Genomic DNA, 25,076 nt, shown 5'->3' with positions numbered 1-25,076 from the left:
CTTCACCGCCACCTGCGCGATCGCGCTTGTTTGCAAGGTCGCCCGTCGAGGTACACGATTCGAGCCATTGCAATTTGGCTGAGATACCCCGCCATCATGCCATGACCAAATGCTTCCTCGTCGTCCAAATCCAGCTCCGGCATCTCGCCCTCCATTTCGATGACCGGCGCCTTCGCCTTCAATAGCTCCGTCATCGTAATCGTCCCGTCCCCATCCACATCCGTCGCCGCAAGCTGATCGAAACGCAACGGCGCCCCGTCCTCCGGAAGCTCCCGAAACAACTCCTCGACATGGATCGCAATCACCCACTTGAAATCATCCCCCTCCCGAATGGTAACATCGCTCACGTACGATGTATCCGTCGCGAATCCACAATCCGTCAAATTCAATTGGCTCGGAAACTTCCATTCGAACTGCTTCGTTTCGCCTGCCCGAATCGCTTGACCGCGTAAGAAAACGGTCGTGCCAAAACCGCCCAATGCCAGCACCTCCGCAGGCAGCGGAATGTTCAAATCGGATTTCAACATGAATTCCAGGTCGCTCGCCGTCACGCCTTTCTGCAAAAGGGCGTCTTCCCACGGCGAGCGCAGGCGAATCTCGAGATTGCAATCACCCAGCCCGTAAAGCTCGCAAACTTTCTGTCTTTCTGGAACCAAAAAATCGAAGAGCCGGCTATACCGCGCATTTGCATAATCGGTGCACGCGTCCCCCTCGAGCTCTGCGCCGCCCATCGTAACGAGAAACCTGTAAAGCTCGATGGTCCAACCATCCGCGGTCGATATGCTGCTGAGCGTCTCGGCAGCCGGTTCTGCCGAAAGATGAAGCCGTCCAGGCGGCGGACGCGTATCTCCAGGCAAGCAATTGCAAAGGAACAATGCCGTCGAAATTGCAGAAATGATGGCTCGTTTTCGCATTAGAAACCTCCCTCCACGCCGATGCTCGGGATCGAAACAGGCCCAATTTCTCGACCGCTGATGACTTCCTTGTTGAGCGTGCTATTGACCATTTCAGCCACGACCGTCAACCACCGCGAATTCTTGAGCTCGAAACGTCTCTCCAAACGCAGGTCGATGCGAACGAATGACGGGTTTCGCGGCGGATTCAACGGATCCTCCGGGGCGACCGCATTCGGCCCCGCAAGATCGGGCGCTCCCGTGTAAAACGTCACGCGAGAACCAAACCGTATTTTCCGAACGATATCGTACGCCAGCGCAGCGCTGAGCACGTGCCGCCTGTCGAAAGCACTCGGAAATGTAGAACTGCCCAAGCTGCGCATCGACTTCGAATACGTATACGTCAAAAACCCGCCCAAATTCGTCGTCAACCGACGCTTCACATACACTTCGAGCCCCCGGCTGTACCCGAGGCTCCGTGGCTCCTTCGAAAAAATGTCGCGTATGCGCTGCACACCGAGCGTGTCGCTCATGTTGAGAAAAACATTGTCGAAAACCGATACGGACGACGTGATCCCAAGCGGCAATTCAACCTCGACCCCCGCACTCGCTTGCACCGACGTTTGCAAACCCCCCTGCAAATTGCCTATGGAAAGCCCCGGCAAAGGCACGATGAACGCCGGCGGCTGCTGCGCCACACCGAATGCATGAAGCAGCCGCACGCGCGGATGCACGCGCGCTTCCATCGAAAGGCGCGGCGACACCGCGCCCGCCGAAGTCCCCGCCGACGTGAATCCATCCAATCGCAGCCCCGGCGTGACCTTCACACGAGGACTCATGTTCCATTCGAGATCCGCCCATGCGGCATACGCACCATCGAGACGTTGCGGAAAAAGCGCATCGTACGTAATCGTCACGGGATCTTCCGGATCGGCCCAGCGTCGTTCATCGGCTTCGTAATGGTCGAATTGCGCATCGAGCCCCGCTCGTAGCGTGAGCTGCTCACCAATCGGTTGGTTCAAAATCACACGCGTCGCAAAGAGTTTGTCCCGCGCATTCCGCTGCTCTCCAATGCGCGTTTGATCGTAACCGAACGTCGTGCCGAGCAGCAACGAGCCCGAATTCGGGAGCTTGCGCTCGTAACGCAAATCCAGCCGATAAAACTCGGAGCCGAATACGATGGTCTCGATATCGTTTTCCGTGTCCGACAAAAGATCGTACGCGCCAAACGCAAAAACACCAATGCGATCCTTGGGCGTGAGGTCGTACGTCACACGAAATTGAAAATCTCGATAATCGAGGCCCACTTCGGGCGAAAACAAAGACATCAGCGCCGCCGTGTACGAATATCGCCCCCCGATGAGCACGGTTCCTCGGCCATCGGCAAACCCTCGTTCGACCATGGCGCCCGCATCGAAGAGCCGAACACTGCCTTCGCCATGAAAATCGTCGCGTGGTGCTGTGCTATCGGCCGTCACGATGGCGCCGGCAAACCGGCCAAACTGCGCAGGATATCCGCCCGCATGAAGATTGACACGCTCGACCATCGCAGGATTGACGATTGACGGGCCAACGCCGACGTGAAACAAATAAGGAATGCGAACTCCATCGAAAAAGTATCCAATGTTGCCTGGCGGCGCGCCGCGCACATAAAAATACGGAAGCCCCGACGCCACGGGCGTCACACCAGGAAGCATCTCGAGCGCTCGAAACGGATCACCAAACGTCCCCGGAATCTGTCGCACCTCGGTACGCGACAGGGTCTGAACGGCCGGCGGCGGCTTGGCTCCAAGCACGTCGACTTCGATGGCCGCAGGGCGTGCAGGTCGCTTCGGTGCAGCCACAGGCGCCTTGGCCTCGTCCGTCGGCGGAGAACCAAGCGTCGCGGCCCCTTCCGCCGGACTTTCGGTCGTCGCGGGCTCCTCCGGAGCGGGCTCATTGACCACAGGCGGGCGAAACGTAAACGCAAAACGAATTTTTGCGGCAACTGGCTGACCATTTCGCGTCGCCGGATCGAATCGAAATTGAAGCGCTGCCTCCTTTGCAGCCGATGCAAAAGGCTCCGCCCCTTTGACGACTTCGACCGATCGCACGGAACCATCCTTTTGGACCGTTATCGTAAGAAGAACCTCGCCATCGCCTTGCGCACCTTCCGGATACGGGATTTCGGGAGGCGCCTGGATACGCGGAGGCACCAAAATCGGCGCTTCCGCCGGCGCTTGGGCATGAGTCACGCCTGGAAGGGCGCACGCAATGAGCCAAGCTGCAATGGAAGCTCGAACCGTCCGAAGCGGTGTTTGGCGCCGCATGAAGCGGTGCTTGTAGCATTCCGCAATGCGTGCAGCAAGCCGAGATCCGCGGAATCACGCAACACTGTTGGTTGGTACGCAAAGCGTTTCAAACGTTCGATCAGCAACCAACGTCACCTGTCGGCTTCTCCCGACACCTCAACGGTTTGGCGGAGCCGCCTGCGGCAATCCGAACGAATGCGCAAGAGCGGCCAGCTCGCGAAAAACCCTGCGCCGCGGATAACTCGTCGGCAAATCCCCCCAATGCAGGTCTTCGAGCACCAGCACCACGGCGCCTTTTGCCGATTCCGCAAAAAGCCACGCGCACCACGCCTCGACGATTGCATCCGCCAACAGCAACGGATTGTCACGCAATTCCCGCACGAACGCGCTCGTCTCGCGATCACCCAAAAGACCGCAACTCTCCGCAATCAATTCAGCAACGCGATCCGCATCACCCGCCCCACCATTCGCACGCATCCGCCCCTCGAGCCACTGCCGAGCAAGTGCATCTTCGTGCTCATGAAATGTGGTGACTTGCCAAACCTACGTAGCGAATGGATGCCACGTGACGTCTTTGCCGCCCACGAAGACCAGTGTTCCGGCACGCAATTCCTTGCCTTGCGTCAATGTCGTGACCAGACGATCATCCGCCATGTATTTTCGCAATTGCGTCTCCGCTTGCGCCACGACCGACCCCACCTTGCGCCGTTCTTTCGTCGTGAGGTATTTCAATTCGATCATCCATGCATATTTCGCCTTGGGTATCGACGGCAGCGGTGTCAAGAACAAATCATTGAAACCCTGCGCGAATTCCTGTTCGCTGAATACGTAAAAGAAGTTTGCCGTGACGATCGTCCCGATGAGCAGCATCTTCATCGCTTTTTCGTCGTGCTTTTTCAGGTCTTTGTTGCTCAGCACGGCCAGCACGTTCTTGCGCAACTCTTCCAGAAATGGCTCGATGTTGCCCTGGGAGGTCATTTCGAGGAGGGACATGCTCATGGCGTGGGAATGCAGGGTGACCCGGTCGAGGTCCTCCAAGAGGTGGGTGAAGTGTTGCCAGTTCAATTCGCGAATCACGCGGTTCGGCACTTCGAATCGAATCAGCGGACCCATCGGTTCTTCCTGCGCGAGCGTCAGCATGCCGGTGTAATACATGAGCGACACGAATTCGCTGCGCGTGAACGAGTGTCGCGAACCGAATTGTTCGACGAGCTCGCTCCAAATGGCGCCTTCGTTCAATACGGTTTCAATGGCTTCGCGACGTTCTTGGGCCGCTGGTCCCACGCTGGCCCAAAGTGAATGCAGTTTTTTGTAGTCCGTCCGTGCGTTTGGATCGAGGAGCCGACGCGGATAACGTCCGCGGACGGACAGTTCGCGCAGAAAGTAGAGTACCAAGTTCGAGTTGAAAATGGATTCTTCTGCGTCCTCACAGAATCGATAACCGTCATAATGCTCGTCGAGGACGGCCATCAACGTAGACCTGTCTTCAATGCCGTCGATCGTCGTCAATGCCGGTCGAGACGCGAGAAGTTCATCAAGGGCTCGTTCGACGTCAGCCCGTGTGAAACCTGCAAGAGCATTGAAATTTGGATGGGTCGATATGTTCGTCGCCACGTTGAACCCCGTCATGAGGTCATCGAGCAAGATGGGCGTACCGCCCGTAATGAACACGCGCGCCACCGCACCCGTTTCCGTGCCCGCCTTGAGCGCATGGTAAAACGTACGGACAAACCCGGACTTGTCGATGACGTTGGAATAGACACTTCGATCGCTCGATAAAAGCGCCGTGGCAAACGTGTCGTATTCGTCGATCATGACGTACATCGGGTTCCCAGTGCCCGCCATGATACCGAAGACATTGCTGATGAGTGCCCCGGGATCGTTGTACGTATGCACCTCGTTCTCAAAAAACCGATCGAGCATCGGAATCCGCCCACGATACCGGGCGTACATCGACACCAACGCACTCTTGACGGCCCGCAAAAAGTGCTCCCTCACCACGTTCTCGTCAGGAGAGCTCGCCACGAGCGAAAAGTTCAAATGCAGCACGAAGTACTTGCTCTTCTCCGGCGTCGGATGCTCATGCACCCAGAGGCCCCGAAAGAGCTCGTCGAAGTGCGCGCCAAGCGCAACGTCGTAATAATGCTCCATCATGCTGACGAGCGACGACTTGCCAAACCGGCGCGGGCGCAAAAAGACGAGCTTCGAATAGCCCAGGTCCGCACGTTCGAGCTCATGCAGAAAAGGCGTCTTGTCCACGTAAAAAAAGCCGCCTCGCCGAATCTTCGCAAAGTCTGCCTCGCCGTATGCGATCCTCATGTCCGTGCCTTCCTTGCTGCGCAGCGCGACACTAGCACAGTCGTGACGAACACGAGCGAAGAAAAGCGTACGAGAAGGCCGAACTCCCTACGGCCGACGCATGGCTCGGGTTTTCCTTTGCAAACCACGCCCACGGTTGACGGATGGCACTCGCCTGGTTCAGCAGCCCTCCCCCAACCGTCAACCCCGGTTTTTCACGAACGCGCACACGCTCTGCGCATCGCGTTGATTTCGCACCCAGCCGCCAGCTTGGGCAACCACATTCGCATGCCGTAGCGAACACCACTTCGCCAAATCTGTTCGTGTTGTGATATGTATCGCGCAAAAACGCGCGAAAACTCCTTTCGACCCGCCGTGATCCTGTGGTACAATTGTTGCAGCGCCGCAACGCTCATCCGAAGAGGGGATCTTGCACATGATCAACGCAGGCGACATCGTCGATGGCAAGTACCGCGTGACCCGAGTGCTCGGTCAAGGCGGCATGGGCGTGGTTGTGGAAGCCCATCACGAAAACCTCGATACGCTCGTCGCCATCAAGTTCATGCGTCCCAACTTCGTGCTAGCCAGTGGCGGAGCTGAAAGGTTTCTTCGTGAAGCCAAGGTTCTCGTGAAATTGAAGAGCCAGCATGCCGTCAAGGTCCACGACCTGGGTGTCCATAAACACATGCCATTCATCGTCATGGAGCATCTCGAAGGCATGGACATGCAAACCATGCTCGACAAACACGGCCCCATGAACGCTGGAGACGCAGCAAGACACCTCCGGCAGGCTTGTGAAGCCATTGCCGAGGCTCATTCGCTGGGCATTTATCATCGTGACTTGAAACCCGCAAATCTATTTTTGGCAAATGGTCCGTCTGGACGTATCATCGTCAAAGTGCTCGATTTTGGCATTGCAAAAATTTTGCGAACCTCGGCAGACAAAGCTTCGCAGTATGCGAGTTTGACCGGGGCGAACATTCTCATGGGAACCGTGCCCTACATGTCGCCCGAACAGCTCATGTCGGCAAAAGACATCGACGGACGCGCGGACATTTGGTCCATGGGCATCTTGCTGCACGAGCTCGTAACGGGCGAATTACCCTTCTCTGGCGAAGACATGTATCAGCTTCAACAGGCCATTCAATATCGTCCACCCGAGATGAAATCCGTACCCTCGATCCTGGAACCGATCATTCGTCAGTGCCTCCAAAAACGGCCGGAAGCTCGATATCAGTCGGTTGTGGATCTTGCCATTGCGCTAAGGCCGGTCGTCACGGAATCGTTCTCACCCTTTGGTACAGTGAACGCACGGCTGGCAGCTCGACCATCGCAAGAGGGCGCGACGCACAGCGCCACGGCGTCACCCATACCGGGAAGTCGACCCATCGCGACTTTGGCAGCAGCAGAAGGGCTCGGTGCGCCGACCGATCCGGCGTCGCCGACCGTTCTTGCAATCAAGGCAAGAGCTTTGGACACCATGGACCAAATGGCGCCAACGGAAGCTGCACCGACATTCGATGCCAAAACCACCATTCGTATGCCAGCGCCAAGGAAATCCGCGCACACCGGTACGCTCATCATGGCACCCGAATCCAACAATCCGGAGTCGAGTGAGGGGCCGACCGTTTGGAAATTACCTGCGGAGCTGTATGTCGCGGCGCCCCAAGCTCCGATCACAGGGAAGCCGTCTGCGGAGCGTCCTCCCGTGGGCGCGGCGTCGACATTACGATCGCAACCGGTTCCTCGTGAATTGTTGAATGTCAAGCAAGCGACACCACCGCAGGTCGTGATCATGCCCGCAGTACGTCCGGAAGCGGCATCGGTTGGTCGTGATATGCCCGTCGTCCATCAACCCGTGAAATGGGCCAAGCGTCGTGTCCCCTCGAGACGAGCGCTCATCCTTGTTGGAGCATGTGCCGTGGTGGCGGTGTTGGCGTTCATCGTGAGTTATTCATTTGGCGAAACCGTTCATGCCGCGAGTCCGCCAAGCAGTCAGCAATAAGTAGGGTTTGGCCGCGAACAGGGGTGTGGCGTAGGGACTGTTTTGCCTCCTCGTTAACTTGACGGTATTTTTTGGTGCCGTCTCGTTCAAAACTTGCCCTCCATCCTTTTCACGCCGTAGCGTGGTTGCTGCGATGTTCACGCGGGAGGGCTTGCGATGACGGGATGGCTTCGCCTTCTCTGGGTCGCTTGGGCGTTGGTGGTGCGGCGATGGGTTTGTGCCTGTGCGCTCTTGCTCGTGATGCTGGCCACGAACGCGTCAGCCGCACCGGCGCCCATCGAAGTGTGCTGGCGGCCTGACAAATTGGCGGCGGATGACGACACGTTCGTCATCGTCAAGGATACGAAGGGGTGGAGGGAGGTCGGTGCATGGAGGGGGACGAAGACCGATCATCATATTGTTTACAAGCACAACCCAAACCTCGGCACCGATAGCCTCAATAGGTTTCCCGAGGATATCCGCAAGATTGCGTGGACCTGCAAGCGAGCACCCGCGGTTCAGCCGCCGCCAGCGGCGGATCCGCCACCGCCGCCACCTCCGCCCCCAAAGCCGCCCCTGCCGAAGAACGTTACGCCGAAGCCGCAAGTGGCTCCGCGCAAGGCGGATGGTCCGAAACCGTTGCCCAAGCCGATAGCGCGTTCAGCGCAGAAGCCTGCTGCGACGCCGGAGCAGCCGCGGAAAGCGCCGTCGGCACTGCCTGGAAGCGAGCGGTTGCTGCCGAAGGACGAGCAAGCGCGCGTGCTGCCGGATGCCAAGGACGCGTCGCCATTGCCACGGCCATCGCTTTCGCATTTTGCGGTGAATTGCGCGGACGAAAAGGCGCGGTGCAAGCGTGACGTGGAGCTCGCCATGCCTGCCGAACTGCGAGCAACGCTCGAGGCGATCTTGGCACAGTCGTGTCGAGACAATGCGCGCCCGGATCCTCGACATGTGGGGCAAACGTATCGGGATCCACTTCAGGAAATTGAAACGAAATTGCTCATTGCTGCGCTGAGGTGGGCGGGTGAGCAATTGGCGGAGCCGCAGGTGATTCCGCCGCAGCCGCGCGAGATCTTGCCATTGCCGAAGCTCGAGGTGCAAAAGCCGGTCGCTGACGAAGCATTGTCATTGGAAGATCCTCGCGTGCAATTTGGCGGCGGGTTGGTTTCTGGTGGCGCGATTGGTGCCGTGCCACTCGGTTCGCCCGGTGCCGAAGTAGCGATTCAATTGCGCCTGCTTCCGAAGGGCACGTATTGGGCGCGTGTGGGCAGAGGCATTGGTCGAGGCTGGGATGGCGCGCGACATGGCCAAGGCCACCGTGGCCAAGGCCATTCAGGCGCTCAAAGATGCCGGGGTCGCGGGGCCAATGACAACACCGTGGGGCAAATGATCATGTCCAGAGAAGCGATTGAAGAGTTTGGCGAACGAATCGTGTCTTGCGTCCGTGACGATGCAATACCTGAATGTAACTCGCTAATACGGCCGCATGGCAGGGGGGTAGGCATCGAGCGATTGCGGACGGCCGCTGCGGCCGCGGGAGGTTTCGTGCCCGCGAGCATAGTGATCCCCGAATGTGTAGACGCTACGGCCTTTAAGCTACTGCACGCGATGGATGATGCGGATCGCCTTCATCTCTCGTTCACCACGAACCGCGGAGAAACCGTGGATTGGTCGGTGGTCGGTGGGGGTGAGCCCATCGGATGGTACATCGGGACGGGAGAGTGGCGTCCGATGTATTCGAAGGAGCGTTTCATCGACGACTTCGCAGACATCCCTTCCGAATGGGGCGTCGCTACGCCGGAGCTTGCCCCCATCCTGGAAGAGCTCCCCATGCCCCGCAGAGCCATCGAAGAGCTCGGTCAACTGCTCGTGCGCCATGTTCGCGATGTGGCCATTCAAAGCTGCGACCTGCAACTGTTGCCGCATTCGGAGACGCCCCTGGCCAAGCGGTGGAGGCACGCCGCAGTTCCTTTCGACGGCAAGGTACCGCCACAGGTGCTCATCCCCGATTGCGTGGACGAGACGATATTCGCTTTTCTCCGCGCCATCGACCAAGGGCTGCTTCGCCTTTCCTTCACTGCGGAAAGCGGTGAAACCGTGGATCTGGTGAAGGAGGGGCGCGGCGAGCTCGGCGCGCGGTATATGGCGAGCGGCGGGTGGCGCGCAAAATACTCAAAGGAGGGTTTCATTGATGACTTCGCAGAACGTTCATCGAGATGTAAATGATGTGCCGCTCCACCTTGACCCATATCGGCCACCTCAAAGCAGCCCGTCCGCCCTCGCCCAACCTCCGCCGCTCCGCCCCGGGGCAGCTCGCCTGCCCCCGCGACACCTCGCCCGGCTTCCCCCAAGCAGCTCGCCTGCCGCTGCGACACCTCGCCCGGCCTCCCCCGAGCAGCCCGGCTGCCCCCAAGCGACCGTCTGCGGTCGCTCCACCCCAGCCAAGCTACCCCGCTTCATCCGCTTTCGGCCCGCCGCGAGCAGCTCAGCTAGGCTGCGACGACCCCGCTTCCACGGGCGCGCCTTCCTGAGCTGCCTCGGGCAGAGCTTCCTCGGCTTTTGCACCCCGTCCGCCGCGTCCTTTGTACAGCGACGGCGCCAAGTCGTCCGCATCGCCTTCATGCCAGCGCAAGTATTGCACGGCACGCCGCGTTTCATCGTACGCGCGCATAAAAAGCGTGAATGCACGCACGCGACGTTCGGCCGAAGGCAATGCAACCGTGCCAACCTGTTCACGCGCGCCGAGTGCCGACAAGAGCAGCGCACCGAGCTCTCCGGCACGCGCTACTTCTTTTTCCGTTGCAGCGGTTTTGCCTTGCAGGGTTTTCCAATTATCGGAGAACAGCGCCGACAGAGCGACCAAATCATTGGCGATATCGACATTGCCTTGGCCCGATCGAATTTCTTCGACGGTTTTTGACGGCACGAGGCCCCTACCTGCAGCCGCTTCCGCATCTCGCAATAGGTTTGCCCGTAGCGGCGCTGCTTCTTCGGCCAGTTCCTTCACGGTATTCTTCGGCGCCGTCTCGTTCAAGAAGAGCAAATGCGAATACCACGCCGCCAGCGCATAGGTCCCGAGCTTATCGAACGTGGCAATGGAATGTTTTGGCAGTTGTTCGACGATGGCTGCGCGGAGCGGTGCGAGCCCTTCGAGCGCTCCGAGGGCCAGCGATACGGCTTGCGGAATGTCGACATTGATGGTCACGAAATCGGCTTCCGCGACCGATGCGAATTCGTTTTCGATTTGTAGATAAGCAGCTCGAGCATCGGGCGGCAATCCGGGCTTTTTGGGAGCGGCTTTCTTCGATTCGGGCATGATGTACCTCGTCGTAAACGGTGCGGCCGAGACGTTATCCGATTCGAGCGCTTGATGGAAGGGGGCAGTGCCATCGAACTTGCCAAACGGATGCAATCGACTTCAACGAGGCACACCTGAATGCCGTATGTCGACGCACCATACGTCTTGACAAGCGCCATGGAATGTGCAGTCCACGCTACTTGACTGCCGATCATGGTTGTTTGCGGCTCAAGGGATGCCGCAGCGCCGACCATGATTCTTGCTGACAAAGCTGGGCCCCTGGTTCCAGCATACGAGTATGTGTTCGTAGCGATGCATCCGCACGGTTCATGCGTAACTTGGCGCCGACGGGGAGCCCCAGAACGTTTTGATGCATGCTGTTCCGACGTCCGCGAGGCAGCTCTTTCCGCAGATGTCAAGTACGAAATTCGGCCTCCGACGTATACAAGAAGGTGAAACTTTTGGCTGGTGGTCATGCTCGTTCGTAAGCACGACAAATTATTTTGTTGACGTACGCCGGATGTGGTGTTCCGCTGCTGTGATACCCTTGCGGAGGCAGCATCCCGTGACAACAAACCTCTCCTCTCCTCTCCTCTCCTCTAGGCGCTCGCTCGTCGCGCGCGTGGCATTGATGGCAGTCATGGGCACGCTGGTGTCGTGCCAGAGCGGTACGCTCCAGAGCTCGAACATCGCGAACGAGACATGCAACGGGCAACCGTGTGCAGTGCCAGTTTCTGACGCGACCGCTATTGCTAATGGGAAATTCTTTCTTGATGATACAAAGCTTGCTGGCATTCGCGCTGCTTTGGCCGATTTCAACCCCGAGATCCGAATACATGTAAACCGCAACGGTCCGGAGGAAGCTTGCCTGCCAAATGCACACGAAGGATGTCTCACTGCTCATTTTCTCGGCGGCGTCAGTATAGATCCGGCGCTTGTGCAATTGCCGGTAGCTGACCAATCCGCAGTCTTGCCACCGGCAATCAACATATTTCCATTTCCGCTCGTGCAAGGTCAAAACCCAGTAACCGTAGCAGGAACGCCATTCGAAATCCTTGGGCAACTGAGCGGGCTGGATAGATATGAGGTTGATCTTGTCCTCAACACTGGCCCGACCGCAGCATCTGTTCAGTCCGTTTTCAACAACGATCCAAATGGCCTGTATTTCCGAGGTGAAGGCCAATTTCCTCAGGGTAACCACGTTGGCGGCTTCCTTTGCGACTGCGTCAATCCATCTCCGATCGATACCGGCGGCATCACCGCGCTTGCAGATGCTTGCGCGTCTGTATGCAGCACCGTAATAGCGCACCCAGCGTTCCCCGATAGCTCATGCCAGGGTGTGTCAGTGCAAACCAAACTGAACAGATTCAAATTCCAGATGGGATTCGCACCCCAATTGCCTTCGACCCATAAGGGCAACTGGACAAAAGAATTGGCTGGTAAGAATTTTCACCTGCCGGAGATGTTCGACGCAGACTTGCGTTTCCGGGTGTTTCTCAAAGTAGCCGTAGCAGACTTCGATGACGTGCACTCGGATACGATGAGCGACTTGGTCTTCGGTGTAAGATTCTTCGGCTGCACAGGCTTTACTTGTGGGACTGGCACCTGCGATGCGGTAGTCACAGATGTGCTCAGTATCACTCTCGAGCACTTTATTGACCAGCCGCTGAGCCTGGACCTTGCGCAACAATTCGAAAAGTTGTTCGACTATGATGAGATTTCTCTGCCACCGAAGTGTTCTGTAAATCCAAATCCGTTACTGCCAACGTGCACCGAAGCCATGTTGACCGATTGGACGGCGGCATCGTTTACCTACCAGAAGTGGAGCTGGTTGGCTGGAGCGTTCGGGCCTTACCCCAATGGTGGCTGGCTGCCGATCAAGAACATCGAACACGTCGATCTTCCACTACAGGTACCAGGGCTCGAGTTCACTTTCGACAACGACATCGATGGCGATGGAATATTGACGCCCGACGATTGGTGTCCAACGACCAAAGACGACAGCAGCCTTTTCGATCTAGATGGCGATGGCATGGGCGATCTTTGCGATCCGTGTCCGTTCGATGCGACGAACGACGCGGACGGCGACGGCGTATGCGAAAACGCCGATACATGCCCCGGGGTTTTTGATAATTTCCAGACAAACTGCAATGCACTGTCCGAGCACGCCCATGGCGCAACGTTACTAGGAGATGCGTGCGATCCTGTTCCGTGTCCGTCGCAATCAGTCGATCCAACGTTCGTCATCACGAGCAAGGTCAAATGCCCCAACCCGTGCCAGTTTGGGAATTGTCCAGCAGGATGCCCCATCGGTTCGTATGAGGGCACTGTAACGCTGAATTGTGGTAGTGAGCGGCGCAATCAAATCGACGTGCATCCACTTGCATCGCACCCGCTTCCAACCATTGTTGGTGGCTCGCCGATACCCGTTCCAGACGTTCTGACGCCTGCGCGGTTTTGCCACATGCAGCCCGGGATCTTCTGTGACGACTTACAGGTCGATATCCAGGACGATCAACTTGCGGTGAGCGATTGTGCACCGCCCGCGCCCGTGGGATGCGTCAACGTCGAAATGGCGGAGGATCATTTTCATCGCGTCACATTTGCGGCCGGCCAGTTGAATGGCACGAATCCGAATGGAATGGGACCAGGAATTCTGTATGACGTGGCAGCGAAGAACCTGCTGTCACAACCCGCTACCCTCATGTTGACTTGGAACTACCAATCCGACTACCTGCGATGGTCCACGGACAAACTCTTCCAGGTGGATCCTGGCGCCCCGAATGGCTTGAGAGGCAATTTCTGGCTGCATGCGGACACGCCGGTCGGAGACATCATCGACATTGGCACCGGTTTGCATGGTGTCGAGGGACAAAACCCCACACTAGACGACGAGCTCGCCAATAGTCATAACTTGGGTATCGATGGAAAGGGGCTCGTTCCTGAAGGACCAACGGTTTGCATCAGTTCCACGATCACCAAGTTGCCAATCCTAGCGCCGATTGGCAATCCACCCCCTCCAGGTGGCGGCAACGGGAAGAACAATGCTGCGAACGCAGATTATGCCGATGAATTCTCCACGTACATCATCTGGCGCCCCACACTTCAACCACCTACCAATGCATTTCGGCGCTTCGACGCAGAGCTGAACGAGGCCGATTATGTCTTGCCCGTCAATGATGGGCTTTTTGGTGCGCTGACTGGTGCGCCAAATGAGGATGCGCAAGTCATCAATGACCGTCTTGGCGCTGTCTTGAAGACGCGACTGGTTGACCCGGATCTCGTCTGGGTGAACGCAGCCGAACCGTTCAGCTACCAGGGCACGCCGCAATCGTTTCCCGCTGCCGTGGCACTTTCGCGCGTCGGCGGTGAAGAGCTGATCGACACCGTCCATACGGATGGGCGTTTCCTCTTGGCGAATCAGGATCGTGCGGTTGATCCACCCGATCCACGTGACGGCTCGCCACATGCCATTGACTATGCGGCGGTGCTCACGCGCATGCATCGCGGCATTTTTGTCCTTGGAGGTCGCGATGTGCAAACGGATGTCGAAACCCACGAGATTTGGTTCAATCCGCTCGATTCAACCCACTGGAACGTCGTGCCATCGGATATCAAGGTCGAGAAGGTCCTTGCGGCGACGTATGACTTCCACTCCGACGAGCTCGTTGTCTTGGATGAAACGCCAGCGGGCTTGGCACGACTCTGGGCGTTGAAACTCCGCAGCTACGATTCTCGCATCCTTGGAACCTGGCCACGCCATCAAGCCTGGAATCGCCATTGGCTCGTGGTGGACCGAGATGGCGACATCTTGCTTGCATCGAGCAACGTAACCGCAAAACGCCATGCAATCTCGCGTCTCGACATTGGCAATACAGAGATGCAAGTCGACGGCATTACTGAGGGAAATCGTGCATTCGTGTTGCCGCCGCTCGTGGACGCGCGTGGATATACTCTTTTGCTGCGGCAATCGCAGGGTAACGGGAAAGTCAACCGCGAGCGTTACGTAAACCTCCCCTTGAGCTCGGCGTCGGTGTCCGACGTGGGAGATCAACTGTGAGCCGCGCTGGCGGCACTTGTTCACTGAGCGCATCCCTTGTCATTTCGATCGCCATGGGATGCGCGCCCAGTGACCACGCAGCACAGACCAGCGGGGGAGGCTTCGCGTCCCGTCCGGCGGAAACGAGCACCTCGTCCAGTAGCAGCACTGTCGCCACCACGGGCGGCTTTGGCGGCCACATCGAGCCTCCTCCCGTGGAGGACGCTTGCGTGCCCAAACCAATCCCCTCGGTTGTGCCCGAGGGTTGGCAGGAATCACTCAATTGGTCATGCAAGTGTCGGTACTACGTACCGCAATCGGCAGCGATGCTTCCGCCGCCGATAACCTGGGAGCCTTGCCCCGAGGCAAACGATGGTCTCGTGTGCCAATCGATGGTGATGAATTGGGCCGGAAAAGAATCAAAAATCGCCGCGAATCCGTCAATGGACCGCAATCCGGATGGTTCAGCGGTACTCCAGCTAGCCCGCTACGTCAACAAAGCATATTCCATCCATATGGTCGCCGATGCAGACGGCCCCGTCCGAACGGCAATGTATTTCGTTTGGGGTGGTAAGGCTTGGACCGAGCTCGAATGCCGAACGTACGACGAGGGCGTCAATGAGGGTAAGTTCATCATTCTCTTCCGAGGGAACGACATTGAAGAATGGGAAGACTACCAGGGTGCGATAGGCAGCGACCTTGACAACCTGCATCCTCCGCCCCTCATGAAATACAAGAGTCCAGTGGGCGCGTACACCCAGGGTATGGCTGGCGGCGCCACGGGTTTTCTCGTGCTCGACAACAACCTGGCGCTCCACCTCCACCCCTGGGACACGAGCGAAAAGATCTTCATTACGTCGGCAGCCGTTGACCCTGAGGGACTAAAGGCTGGCTACCTCCGAATCCGAGATGGCGCTGCCTTCTGGGGTACGTCAACGTTGTACCGCACAGGAATCAACGTCTGGGACCCGATAGGCGGCGCTCGTCCCTTCATTCGCTGGGTCGGCGACTGGACCCGGGGAGCAGGGAACTTCGGCACTGATGGAATCGATATGGTTTGGTGCCAGGGTGAAGGGAAAGCACCGAATGAGACCAAGTTCCCAATACGGTCGATCATGACGGCGCCGTTCACTACGGACCCGGCAAAACTCCAACCACGGCGACTGCGGGCCTTGCCGACGAACAGAATCTCTGGAGCACCTGCCCAAGTTGGGTGCGGATATGCGGCATTGGAAGGCCCCGCAAATGACCTCATCGTTACTCGTCTCAGTGACGGCTGGTCTTGGTTCGTCCCGAACACCGTCGAGCGGCGACTCTCTACGGCCCTGGGCCTAACGTGCACCGAGCTATTCGCAACAGGCGAGATCAACGGTCGCTATACGATTGCTCGCGTGCGCCTGGATTCGTTGGGTACGGGTCTACCGCCGGATTGAAGAGGCATCATGAAAAGCAAATCTCCTCGCACGTTTGCTCGTGCGCGCAACGTTCCGCGTGACGCCATCGGTTGCGTGGTAGTCCTGGTCATCGCCTTCGGGCCACGAAATGCTCTTGCAGCGGATGTCGGCCCGCAGCCGGCAAAGGCTAAACCTGTTCACTCGCCACCTGCAAAGGTGCCCAATGCCGCAACTGTTCGACCCATCGCCGTGCGCATCGAGGCGACGGTAGAACTATTCGCCCCACTCACCTTCGGAATTACTGCGGGTTATGCCTTTCGCCCTTGGTTTGTCCTCGAAGGAACTGCCGCGTATCAATTCGGTTTCAAGCATGGTGCAATGGGCAGGTTTCGCATACCCATTACGCCGTCGTCGTCGATTTCCACCGGTGTTGGCGTAACGATTCAGTGGATACCGTGGAACGATCATCGTGGCCCTCCCGGTCTCGATCTATGGTTGCCCGCTGAAGTTGGGTACGAATACCGCGAGAAGGAGGGTTTTACGTTCCTCGTCGGACTCGGCGCGTCATACTGGCTCTACGCCTATCGTGACTATTCTGGCTTCTCGGACAGCACCTTTCATCAGCTCTTCCTCGAAAATTTGCCGCAATTGCGTCCAACGGCACGCGCCGGCCTCGGCTGGGCATTCTGAATTGCGCATCGAGCGGCCAAATCGCAGCAACCCCTACCCCCTCAGTGCCAACATCGCGTGAGACAGCGTTCGCTCAACCGGTCGTCGCGATCGGCGGTCTTGCCAAATACCGACACATCCGGTCGAGGCGCTTGCGCGACCCACTCTGCGCTCGCCCGCCCTCCCCCAACCTCCACAGGTCCGCCCTAGGCAGCTCGGCTGCCCCTGCGACACCTCGCACGGCCTCCCCCGAGCAGCTCGGCTGCCCCCGAGCGACCGTCTCCATTCGCTCCATCCCAGCCAAGCTGCCCTGTTGCATGCGCTTCCGGCCCGCCGCAAGCAGCTCAGCTAGGCTGCGACGACCCTGCTTCCACGGGCGCGCCTTGCTGAACTGCCTCGGGCGCAGCTTCCTCGGCTTTTGCAGCCCGTCCCCCTCGCCCTTTGTACAGCGACGGCGCCAAGTCGTCCGCGTCACCTTCATGCCAGCGCAGGTATTGCACGGCGCGCCGTGTTTCATCATACGCGCGCATGAACAGCGTAAAGGCACGCACGCGACGTTCAGCCGAGGGCAATGCAACCGTGCCAACCTGTTCACGCGCGCCGAGTGCCGACAAGAGCAGCGCTCCAAGCTCTCCGGCGCGAGCTACTTCTTTTTCCGTTGCAGCGGTTTTGCCTTGCAAGGTTTTCCAATTATCGGAGAACAGCGCCGACAGAGCGACCAAGTCATTGGCAATATCAAGATTGCCCTGGCCCGATCGGATTTCTTCGACGGTTTTTGACGGCACGAGACCCCTACCTGCAGCGGCTTCCGCGTCACGCAATAGGTTTGCCCGAAGCGGCGCAGCTTCTTCGGTCAATTCCTTGACGGTATTCTTCGGCGCCGTCTCGTTCAAAAACAGCAAATGCGAATACCACGCGGCCAGCGCATAGGTCCCGAGCTTATCGAACGTGGCAATGGAATGTTTTGGCAGTTGTTCGACGATGGCTGCGCGTAGCGGTGCGAGCCCTTCGAGCGCTCCGAGGGCCAGCGATACGGCTTGCGGAATGTCGACATTGATGGTCACGAAATCGGCTTCCGCAACGGATGCGAATTCGTTTTCGACTTGTAAATGGGCGGCTCGTGCATCGGGCGGCAATCCGGGCTTTTTGGGCGCGGCTTTTTTGGATTCGGGCATGATGTACCTCGTCGTAAGCGGTGCGGCCGAGACGTTATCCGAATCGAGCGCTTGATGGAAGGGGGACGTTACAAACTTTGCTTGCCCTTCATGTTTTCCTCCCTGTAGCCTACCTGCTGCGTCGATACGTGCCAGGTGCTGCGGTGGACGGCTCGGGATGGCGACATGGCTTCGGTTTCTCTGGGCGGCGAGCGTGCTCGTGTTGAAGTCGTGGCGCTGCCTTCTTGGGGCGGTCTGTGGTTCGGTGCTCGTGGTCGCGCTCTTCACGACGAACGCATGGGCCGACGTAGCGCCCGTCGAGGTGTGCTGGAGGCCGGACAATCTTTCGCCGGACAACGACACGTTCGCGATCGTCAAGCGCATCACTGGATGGAGCGTCGCAAGCTCAACGGCAACCTGGGACCCGAGAACCGACCCTCATATCTGTTTACAAGCACAATCCCAAACTCGGCGCCGATAGCCTCGACAGGTTTCCCGAGGATATTCGCAAGGACGCGCGGCGCTGTGTACCTGCACCCGCGGTTCAGCCGCCGCCGGAAGCGGATCCGCCACCTCCACCGCCACCGCCACCTCCGCCACCGCCGCCCCCGCCGAAGAAGGCCAAGCCAAAGCCGCAAAAGAAGAGCGTGAGCAATGGTCCAAAACCATTGCCCAAGCCGATAACGCGTTCAGCGCAAAAGCCTGCTGCAAGGCCGGAGCAGCCGCGGAGAGCGCCGTCGGTATTGCCTGGGAGTGAGCGGTTGCTGCCGAAGGACGAGCAGGCGCGCGTGCTGCCGGATGCAAAGGACGCGTCGCCATTGCCACGGCCGTCGCTTTCGCATTTCGCGGTGAATTGCGCGGATGAAAAGGCGCCGTGCAAGCGTGACACCGAATCGACGACATTCGCCATTTCGGACGAGCTTCATGCGCAATTCGTCCGCGTCGTCGAGCAAACTTGCAAGGCTGCGGCCGACGAAAAGCCGAATACGTCATTCATCGGCCAACAGGCGGGTGTTCGGCCCTTACGCATCATGCCGCCCACGGGCATTGCCATTGAGCAATTCAAGCGCATGGTTGCCGATGCGCTGCGCTTGGGAAAGCCGGTGCCAGCTCCCACGACCCCGGATCCTGGCCCTCGTGCCGTGGATCATCCGGCCGCGCAATTCGTTGGAGGCGCGGGCGCCGGCGTACCGCTCAGCTTCCTGCCTTTGGGCAGCCTTGTCGCGGATGTTGGCATTGAATCGGGCGTTTTGCCTCGCGGCACCCCATGGGCGCGCTTGGGCAAATCCGTTGGGGAAGGCGTCGGGGGCATTGCTCAAATCGGCGTTGGATGCGCCGGTATCGCTGGCGGTGGGGGACTCACGGCGACCGGCGGAGGTGCACCCGCGGGCGTCGTGATCGTCGTGGGCTCCGCGGGCCTCGTGGCCAATGGCCTGCTCTCGTGCGTCGTGAGCGTGCAGCACGGGGCCGACGCGCTGTCGGACATCCTATCGCGCGCGGATGATGCGCAGCCGGCTACGGCTACGGCATCCAGCCCGCCACCTTCGCCAGCGCCCGCCGCGCGCCCGCCGCAAGCGCCGCCGCCAGCCAAGGCACCGCCGGCTCCCGTGGCGAAACCGGTGCAAGCGCCACCGCCGCCGGCCAAGACGACGACCACGACGCGCCCGAGGGGAGCGTCCGAGCCAACGACGACGACCACGACGAGCCCATCAGGCACGAGGACGACGACGCGGCCGAAGGGGGCGCCAGGCGGACAACCCGTCATTCGCAATGCACATCTTGCTGGGAAAGTCCATCCTAAAACGAAGGTGCCGTTCGACAAAGATGGGTACCCGGATTTTCGAGCAGCGGGTGTGGTAAAAAAAGAGGTGAAGATCAAGTTTACCGGCGACAGGAAAAGGGACTTCAAGCTGGCAAATGAAAAGGCGGGATGGAAAGAACACCCCAAGGACCATACGTGGCACCATCATCAGGATGGCGAGACAATGCAACTGGTACCCAAGGGGATCCACGAGCAGACGGGGCACACCGGCGGTTTTGCGAGGACGAGCCAATGACCATGCTGGAAATTGTTGAATCTGGCCGAAAGCTTTCTGTAGATGACCTCGCGCGTGTCGAGCAGTCGATTGGTCGGCCACTGCCGGAACAGTACGGCGCCTTCTTGCTTGCACATAACGGTGGACGTCCGCGGCCAAACCTAATCGACATCCATGGCGCTGACTTCAAAGGAACCGATATCAGCGTGTTTCATGGTATCGACGACTCGACTGAGTCATGCGATCTTCTGTGGAACCTCGAAGTTCTCGAAGGTTGCAAGGACAACAAGTTGCTTCCGATTGCCTGTGACTCGGGCGGCAACATCTTCATGCTGGATTTGTCGAAGGAGCACCATGGGGAGGTCTTGTACTTCGATTCCGCCGAAGTACCGCCGCGCCCATACTTCTTGGCCAAAGACTTCAACGGTTTTCTCGCACAAATTCGCGACTGGACACCTGAGGAGCTTGCGGACATCCAAGCTTCATTGGAAGCGACCGCTGATTGAAACGTCAACTTCACGCGGAAGGCTCCGACGAGCAGGGTGTGGCGAATTGACAAACGATCGTGCAGACCCCCCCGATCATGCGCACCCCCGTTCGGTCAGAAAAACGTTTGTCTGAAAATACTGGCATCCGCGGGAGCTCTCCGGTAGGAAAGCGCGCATGACTCCGCGCAAGCTCAAGATGCTGTCGATTGTTACCATCGCCCTTGGCGCACTCGATCTTTTGGCGGCGCTCACCGGAGCGGCAAGCCTTCGGGCGGGGCCCGAGAAAATGATGGGCGATACGCCTGCACAAACAGCGGCGCTCGCCGAAGTCCAGCAGGAGATGAAAAAAGCGCTGGTGGCCTTGACCGAGAACTGGGCGACGTACAACCGCTTTCTGGTGACCATCTCGCTCATGGTCTCGGCGGCGCTGCTCGTGGGGGGTATCATGAGCCTCAAGCTTCGCAAGCAAGGCCGCGATATCCTGGCGACCACGTTCATCGCGGCGATTCCATTGAAGGTGCTCAATGCGATCGCCTCGGTGTCGATCGGAATGGCTACGATACAAATCTTGCGCGAATTCAGCCCCAAGATCGTGCGTGCAGCATTGCCCGCTGGACGTACTATGCCACCAGGCGTGGAGGGCTTGTCGACTGGCCTCGCAGAGACGAGCATGCTCTTCGGGCTCGCCGTGGGCGTGGGCTGGCTCCTCTTGCAAATCGGATTCTATATCGCGGGCGCGATCTATCTTCGCAAGCCCGAGGTGCGCGCGGCATTCAGGTCTTGATCACCTTGACATCCTGAAACACGTGCCGACGTCTGGCTCGTCCGCTCAGCCCTCCGCCGCATACGCGCATATCTCGCAAGTACAGCCGCTCCACCTTGACCCATATCGGTCTACCCAAAGCAGCTCGACTGCCCTCCCCCAACCTCCACCGGTCCGCCCTAGGCAGCTCGGCTGCCCCCGCGACACCTCGCACGGCCTCCCCCGAGCAGCTCGGCTGCCCCCGAGCGACCCTCTCCGGTCGCTCCACCGATGGTGCGGTCATTTGAGGAATAGTGCCGTCATTTGACCTGATCGCGCTTGCGGCGACCTACAATGCGCTTGCCTGAAAAGGCGCCGCCCACGGAGCTTGTCCAACTCCGCGGGCGACTTGGCGCAACCCCGTCGTAGCGAGGTCGTACCCGATGCTTCGTCTAGTTCACCCTGCCCCGCAGGGCCAAGAAAAGCGCGCGTCCAAGGGACGTCGCAGCCCTTCATTCACGCCCACGCCCGAAGAACGAGCCCGGATCCGGATCGCCGTGCAGAACGTTGCACGCGCTTACGGCGGATACGAGGTGCTCTCGTCGGTCATAGGCGTGCCTGTAAGCACGCTTCACCATGTCAAAAACAAGGGGACGTATGCCATGGCGGTGCTCGTGGCTCGCGCCGCGAACATCCCCATCGAGCAAGTCCTGTCTGGTCGTCCTCATGAAGCAGGGGCTTGCGCTCTCTGCGGTCGAAAGGGGGCGCGATGATGACGTCCCCCTACCGCAGCCGCCCATTGAAGGGTCGTGATCTGAACGAGATGCAGCGGGCAAACCTGCGCGCGCTCGTTCGGCAGCTTCGCCGCGAATACTCATGGATCACGATCGCTCGCTTGCTCGGCTTCCGTCGCGCGTACATCCGCGACTTTTTCGATGGGAATGAGCCGGGCAGCATGGCCCTCGCACGCGGCATCTCTGCGGCTTCCGAGCTGGATCTGGACGTGGCCTTGGACGGTCGCTTCACCATTACGAGCAAGGGCGTTCGGCCACTGCGGGGGAAGTGATGCGATTCGTCATCAATCACGCGGGGAATCGCATCGTCGATGCCACCCCGGAAGAGACGCACGCCTTGCGCCCGTGCATTTGCGCGGCGCTGCGCCGTCACGGCTGTCCAGAACGCGAGATCGACGATATCGCGCAGCACGTCGAGATCGTCACGTGGCAAGGCATCCAAGACGGACGAATCCAGGGCTACGAGCTTGACGAGCCCGACGTCGCCTTGCTTCGGTTCATGTTCTTGGTCGCAAAAAACGCGTTCATGAACTACAAGCGCAAGGCATCGACGCGGTACGAGGCTTTCCAGGATGAGCCCGCGGAATGGCCGTCATGCTCTCCCGTGGCGCGTTTGGAAGCGCGGGATCTGCTCCGACGCATCGAAGAACGTCCCCTTGTCGCTCGCTTCCTTCTGAACGTTGCGGCGGAAGTGCCGTACGTCGAGCGCTACCACGACGCGCAGATGGGGGACGGGACGTACAACGCGCGGCTTGCGCGCAGTCGCAAGTGGTTGCGAAGCGTGGTCACATCTGGACGATGGCGCGAACCGCCGCAACCAACCCCGCCTACGCCGTGGCATCGGAAGAAACGGCGGTAGCTCCTGACCTACCCCATTGCGACGATCGACTCGTCAGAATTTGGTCCGTGCCGGACCACCAACAACTGGCGTTAGCGAAGGGTCGTGGTTCAAGTGAAGCTTTACCGACTTCACCTTGCATTGCGCCGCGAGGTCGTCCAGTTCTTCCTGAGTCACCTGTCGGCCCAACAATGCTTTGCGCTGTTCCCATAGATTTTGGAAGCGCTCGATCCGGCCAATATCGTCCAATTCATCGATGTTGTTCATCTGCGTTATGCTCCACATGAGCGAGCGCGCGAAGAACAGAACATCTCCTTGACGAATGGCCAGCATTCCCATAGTCTCGGCTCCACGACCCTGGCAGGACGTGGAGCGAGTTTGATGAGGCGCCACCTCGCGAACTCGCTTCTTTCTTTTGTTCTGTTGCCATCGTCCGTCTGGACGTAGGACCATGGAAAGCATGTGCTTCGCGGTACGTCAAGGCGAGATCCTGAACACCCGCACCGATGACGATATTCGTCCGACCATAAAACAATTCGCTTGACCTTGTTTCAACGCGGTTCTTGCACGTTGTTTCACCCCGCCAAACTGACATACATTGTCCTAGCACTAGGGCAAACCCTAGCAAACGCTTGGGTTTGCGATATATTTGTCCCATCACTTGACGCGTTCCGATGACTTCGACGTGAGTCGATGCCGGTACGCATCGCGAGGGGACCATGGCGAACGTCCTGTCCGACGAGAAGCGTCTTGCCGTGCTTGCGGCTTTGGTCGAAGGCAACTCGGAACGCGCGATCGAGCGCATGACCGGTGTCCAGCAAAAGACCATTGGTCGCCTTGCTCTTACGCTCGGTCAAGGTGCCGCGAACCTGCACGACCGCCTCTCTCGCGAGCTGCATTGCTCGCTTGTGACCGTCGATGAAATTTGGTCCTACGTGGCCAAGAAGCAGGCTCGCGTTACGCCGAAAGATGGTCCCGATGTCGGGGAGGCGTACACGTTCGTGGCTCTCGATTCGTCGTCCCGGTTCGTCATTTCGTGGCACGTTGGCAAGCGCAACGAGGAAAGCGCCAAGGCGTTTATGAACGATTTGCGCTCGCGTCTCGTGGTGATGCCTGCGATGACCAGCGACGGCTTTGCGCCGTACGTCAACGCCGTTGGTGCCGCGTTCGGCCCTGGTATCGATTACGCCATGACGGTGAAGAACTACGGCAGCAAAGGACGTCGTGATGACTACCGCTACGAGCCCCCTCGCGATCCGTTCATCACGAAGAAAGTCGTGTTCGGGGCCCCGAACCTGGACAAGGCGAGCACGGCCTACATCGAGCGAAACAATGGCACGATGCGCCATCACATCGGCCGCATGCGCCGACTCTGCTACGCGTTCAGCAAAAAGTCCGAGAACCACTGCGCCGCCGTTGCGCTGAACTATGCCTGGTACAACCTCGGAACGGTCGTGAAGACGTTGCGCGTCACGCCCGCGATGCAGCTCGGGATCACGGACCATGTTTGGACGATCGACGAGTTCCTTGCCGCGCTGTTGACGTCTGGACCGTGTGAACCCCCGGTCAAGCAACCGCTCGCACCGCGCACGCCCGAAGTGACGCACCGCGAGCTGCCGAACGGTCGGGGCTTCCTGCGCGTCATCGACGGTGGCAAGATGAAGCCGATCGAAGCTCCCAAGCCCGTCCCGATGACACCAGCACCGATCGCCGTTGCAGCTCCCATCGCCGACGAGAACGGACAGCTCGATCTGTTGTCGTGGCGACCGAAGGAAAAACAGCTGTCGCTTTTCACGGACAGCTAGACACGCGCCGCATACGTATGCGAGCATGTTTGCATGAGTGAAGCCACCCGATGCACGTGCGATTGCGCGCAGTGCGCCAATTTGAGAGCGCTTGCTGAAGACCCCGTGTACCTAGCGGCATGGCAAAGGCTTGTCGAGTTGCACCAAGCCATGGTGGATGATGGCTTCTTTAGTCCTTCGCAATCGGTATTCCAGGATTCACCGGAACACCAAACGGTTTCTCAGTCAGCTTAATGGTGAAGCTTGGCAGGTACTTCGCAGCATAGCCGCTTAACTCGCCAATGATGTTGAAGCCTGTTGTGTCAACGCCGGATGGCGTTTTGACCACAAATGAATCTAGTTTCACCTTGCTA

Annotated in this window: 18 protein-coding genes; 11 read left to right on the top strand and 7 right to left on the bottom strand. The window is 58.9% G+C overall.

The window, feature by feature from the left end; all coding sequences use genetic code 11:
• Positions 1-2 precede the first annotated feature (2 nt).
• The 4 genes from IPM54_08345 to IPM54_08330 form a co-directional block, all read right to left on the bottom strand.
• The gene (locus tag IPM54_08345; GenBank protein ID MBK9259833.1) at positions 3-914 is read right to left on the bottom strand and encodes a hypothetical protein; all 912 of its coding nucleotides are present in this window, start codon (positions 912-914) and stop codon (positions 3-5) included.
• Positions 914-3,202, bottom strand: a complete 2,289-nt coding sequence (locus IPM54_08340) for a TonB-dependent receptor (GenBank protein MBK9259832.1) — start codon at positions 3,200-3,202, stop codon at positions 914-916. The genes IPM54_08345 and IPM54_08340 overlap by 1 nt, the downstream gene beginning before the upstream one ends.
• Before the next feature lie 138 nt (positions 3,203-3,340).
• Positions 3,341-3,661, bottom strand: coding sequence for a hypothetical protein (locus IPM54_08335; protein ID MBK9259831.1), 321 nt, complete (start codon positions 3,659-3,661; stop codon positions 3,341-3,343).
• A gap of 66 nt (positions 3,662-3,727) precedes the next feature.
• Positions 3,728-5,503, bottom strand: coding sequence for an AAA family ATPase (locus tag IPM54_08330; GenBank protein MBK9259830.1), 1,776 nt, complete (start codon positions 5,501-5,503; stop codon positions 3,728-3,730).
• A gap of 415 nt (positions 5,504-5,918) precedes the next feature.
• Here IPM54_08330 and IPM54_08325 point away from each other — a divergent pair, with 415 nt between their 5' ends.
• Both IPM54_08325 and IPM54_08320 read left to right on the top strand, forming a co-directional pair.
• A complete protein-coding gene (locus IPM54_08325; protein MBK9259829.1) occupies positions 5,919-7,487 on the top strand; it encodes a protein kinase in 1,569 nt (522 codons plus the stop codon).
• 156 nt (positions 7,488-7,643) lie between these two features.
• A complete protein-coding gene (locus tag IPM54_08320; protein MBK9259828.1) occupies positions 7,644-9,692 on the top strand; it encodes a hypothetical protein in 2,049 nt (682 codons plus the stop codon).
• A 259-nt stretch (positions 9,693-9,951) separates the two neighbouring features.
• Here IPM54_08320 and IPM54_08315 read toward each other — a convergent pair whose 3' ends face one another.
• Positions 9,952-10,782: a hypothetical protein gene (locus IPM54_08315; protein MBK9259827.1), complete on the bottom strand. Its 831-nt coding sequence runs from the start codon at positions 10,780-10,782 to the stop codon at positions 9,952-9,954.
• 394 nt (positions 10,783-11,176) lie between these two features.
• Between IPM54_08315 and IPM54_08310 the strand changes: the two genes are divergently transcribed.
• The 3 genes from IPM54_08310 (at position 11,177) to IPM54_08300 (ending at position 16,887) form a co-directional block, all read left to right on the top strand.
• On the top strand, positions 11,177-14,824 hold the full coding sequence (locus IPM54_08310) for a thrombospondin type 3 repeat-containing protein (protein ID MBK9259826.1): 3,648 nt from the start codon (positions 11,177-11,179) through the stop codon (positions 14,822-14,824).
• 209 nt (positions 14,825-15,033) lie between these two features.
• Entirely contained in the window at positions 15,034-16,236 is a 1,203-nt protein-coding gene (locus IPM54_08305; protein ID MBK9259825.1) for a hypothetical protein, read from the top strand.
• A gap of 9 nt (positions 16,237-16,245) precedes the next feature.
• Complete coding sequence (locus IPM54_08300; protein MBK9259824.1) at positions 16,246-16,887, top strand: hypothetical protein; 642 nt, start codon at positions 16,246-16,248, stop codon at positions 16,885-16,887.
• 323 nt (positions 16,888-17,210) lie between these two features.
• Here the strand turns inward: IPM54_08300 and IPM54_08295 are convergent, their stop codons facing one another.
• Entirely contained in the window at positions 17,211-18,041 is an 831-nt protein-coding gene (locus IPM54_08295) for a hypothetical protein (protein MBK9259823.1), read from the bottom strand.
• A 1,586-nt stretch (positions 18,042-19,627) separates the two neighbouring features.
• Between IPM54_08295 and IPM54_08290 the strand changes: the two genes are divergently transcribed.
• The 5 genes from IPM54_08290 (at position 19,628) to IPM54_08270 (ending at position 22,939) form a co-directional block, all read left to right on the top strand.
• Positions 19,628-20,077, top strand: coding sequence for an HNH endonuclease (locus IPM54_08290; protein MBK9259822.1), 450 nt, complete (start codon positions 19,628-19,630; stop codon positions 20,075-20,077).
• A complete protein-coding gene (locus IPM54_08285; protein MBK9259821.1) occupies positions 20,074-20,562 on the top strand; it encodes an SMI1/KNR4 family protein in 489 nt (162 codons plus the stop codon). Before IPM54_08290 ends, IPM54_08285 begins: the two co-directional genes overlap by 4 nt.
• Positions 20,563-20,719: 157 nt before the next feature.
• Positions 20,720-21,328 carry a hypothetical protein gene (locus IPM54_08280; GenBank protein ID MBK9259820.1) on the top strand — a complete coding sequence of 203 codons (609 nt, stop codon included), beginning with the start codon at positions 20,720-20,722 and terminating at the stop codon, positions 21,326-21,328.
• Between the two features lie 727 nt (positions 21,329-22,055).
• The gene (locus tag IPM54_08275; GenBank protein MBK9259819.1) at positions 22,056-22,352 is read left to right on the top strand and encodes a hypothetical protein; all 297 of its coding nucleotides are present in this window, start codon (positions 22,056-22,058) and stop codon (positions 22,350-22,352) included.
• The gene (locus IPM54_08270; protein ID MBK9259818.1) at positions 22,352-22,939 is read left to right on the top strand and encodes a hypothetical protein; all 588 of its coding nucleotides are present in this window, start codon (positions 22,352-22,354) and stop codon (positions 22,937-22,939) included. Before IPM54_08275 ends, IPM54_08270 begins: the two co-directional genes overlap by 1 nt.
• 33 nt (positions 22,940-22,972) lie before the next feature.
• Here IPM54_08270 and IPM54_08265 read toward each other — a convergent pair whose 3' ends face one another.
• Entirely contained in the window at positions 22,973-23,251 is a 279-nt protein-coding gene (locus IPM54_08265) for a hypothetical protein (GenBank protein MBK9259817.1), read from the bottom strand.
• Positions 23,252-23,637: 386 nt separating this feature from the next.
• Between IPM54_08265 and IPM54_08260 the strand changes: the two genes are divergently transcribed.
• A complete protein-coding gene (locus IPM54_08260) occupies positions 23,638-24,723 on the top strand; it encodes a transposase (GenBank protein ID MBK9259816.1) in 1,086 nt (361 codons plus the stop codon).
• Positions 24,724-25,076: the final 353 nt, after the last annotated feature.

The sequence above is a fragment of the Polyangiaceae bacterium genome (genome assembly GCA_016715885.1).
GTDB lineage: Bacteria > Myxococcota_A > Polyangia > Polyangiales > Polyangiaceae > Polyangium.
Note: the sequence above shows the minus strand (reverse complement) of the source record. Positions and strands in the feature narration are given on the sequence as shown.

Coding starts and splice junctions, on each gene's coding strand:
- IPM54_08345 (MBK9259833.1), bottom strand. CDS start 914: ATGCGAAAACGAGCCATCATTTCTGCAATTTCGACGGCATTGTTCCTT.
- IPM54_08340 (MBK9259832.1), bottom strand. CDS start 3,202: ATGCGGCGCCAAACACCGCTTCGGACGGTTCGAGCTTCCATTGCAGCT.
- IPM54_08335 (MBK9259831.1), bottom strand. CDS start 3,661: ATGCGTGCGAATGGTGGGGCGGGTGATGCGGATCGCGTTGCTGAATTG.
- IPM54_08330 (MBK9259830.1), bottom strand. CDS start 5,503: ATGAGGATCGCATACGGCGAGGCAGACTTTGCGAAGATTCGGCGAGGC.
- IPM54_08325 (MBK9259829.1), top strand. CDS start 5,919: ATGATCAACGCAGGCGACATCGTCGATGGCAAGTACCGCGTGACCCGA.
- IPM54_08320 (MBK9259828.1), top strand. CDS start 7,644: ATGACGGGATGGCTTCGCCTTCTCTGGGTCGCTTGGGCGTTGGTGGTG.
- IPM54_08315 (MBK9259827.1), bottom strand. CDS start 10,782: ATGCCCGAATCGAAGAAAGCCGCTCCCAAAAAGCCCGGATTGCCGCCC.
- IPM54_08310 (MBK9259826.1), top strand. CDS start 11,177: ATGTCAAGTACGAAATTCGGCCTCCGACGTATACAAGAAGGTGAAACT.
- IPM54_08300 (MBK9259824.1), top strand. CDS start 16,246: ATGAAAAGCAAATCTCCTCGCACGTTTGCTCGTGCGCGCAACGTTCCG.
- IPM54_08295 (MBK9259823.1), bottom strand. CDS start 18,041: ATGCCCGAATCCAAAAAAGCCGCGCCCAAAAAGCCCGGATTGCCGCCC.
- IPM54_08285 (MBK9259821.1), top strand. CDS start 20,074: ATGACCATGCTGGAAATTGTTGAATCTGGCCGAAAGCTTTCTGTAGAT.
- IPM54_08280 (MBK9259820.1), top strand. CDS start 20,720: ATGACTCCGCGCAAGCTCAAGATGCTGTCGATTGTTACCATCGCCCTT.
- IPM54_08275 (MBK9259819.1), top strand. CDS start 22,056: ATGATGACGTCCCCCTACCGCAGCCGCCCATTGAAGGGTCGTGATCTG.
- IPM54_08270 (MBK9259818.1), top strand. CDS start 22,352: ATGCGATTCGTCATCAATCACGCGGGGAATCGCATCGTCGATGCCACC.
- IPM54_08265 (MBK9259817.1), bottom strand. CDS start 23,251: ATGCTGGCCATTCGTCAAGGAGATGTTCTGTTCTTCGCGCGCTCGCTC.
- IPM54_08260 (MBK9259816.1), top strand. CDS start 23,638: ATGGCGAACGTCCTGTCCGACGAGAAGCGTCTTGCCGTGCTTGCGGCT.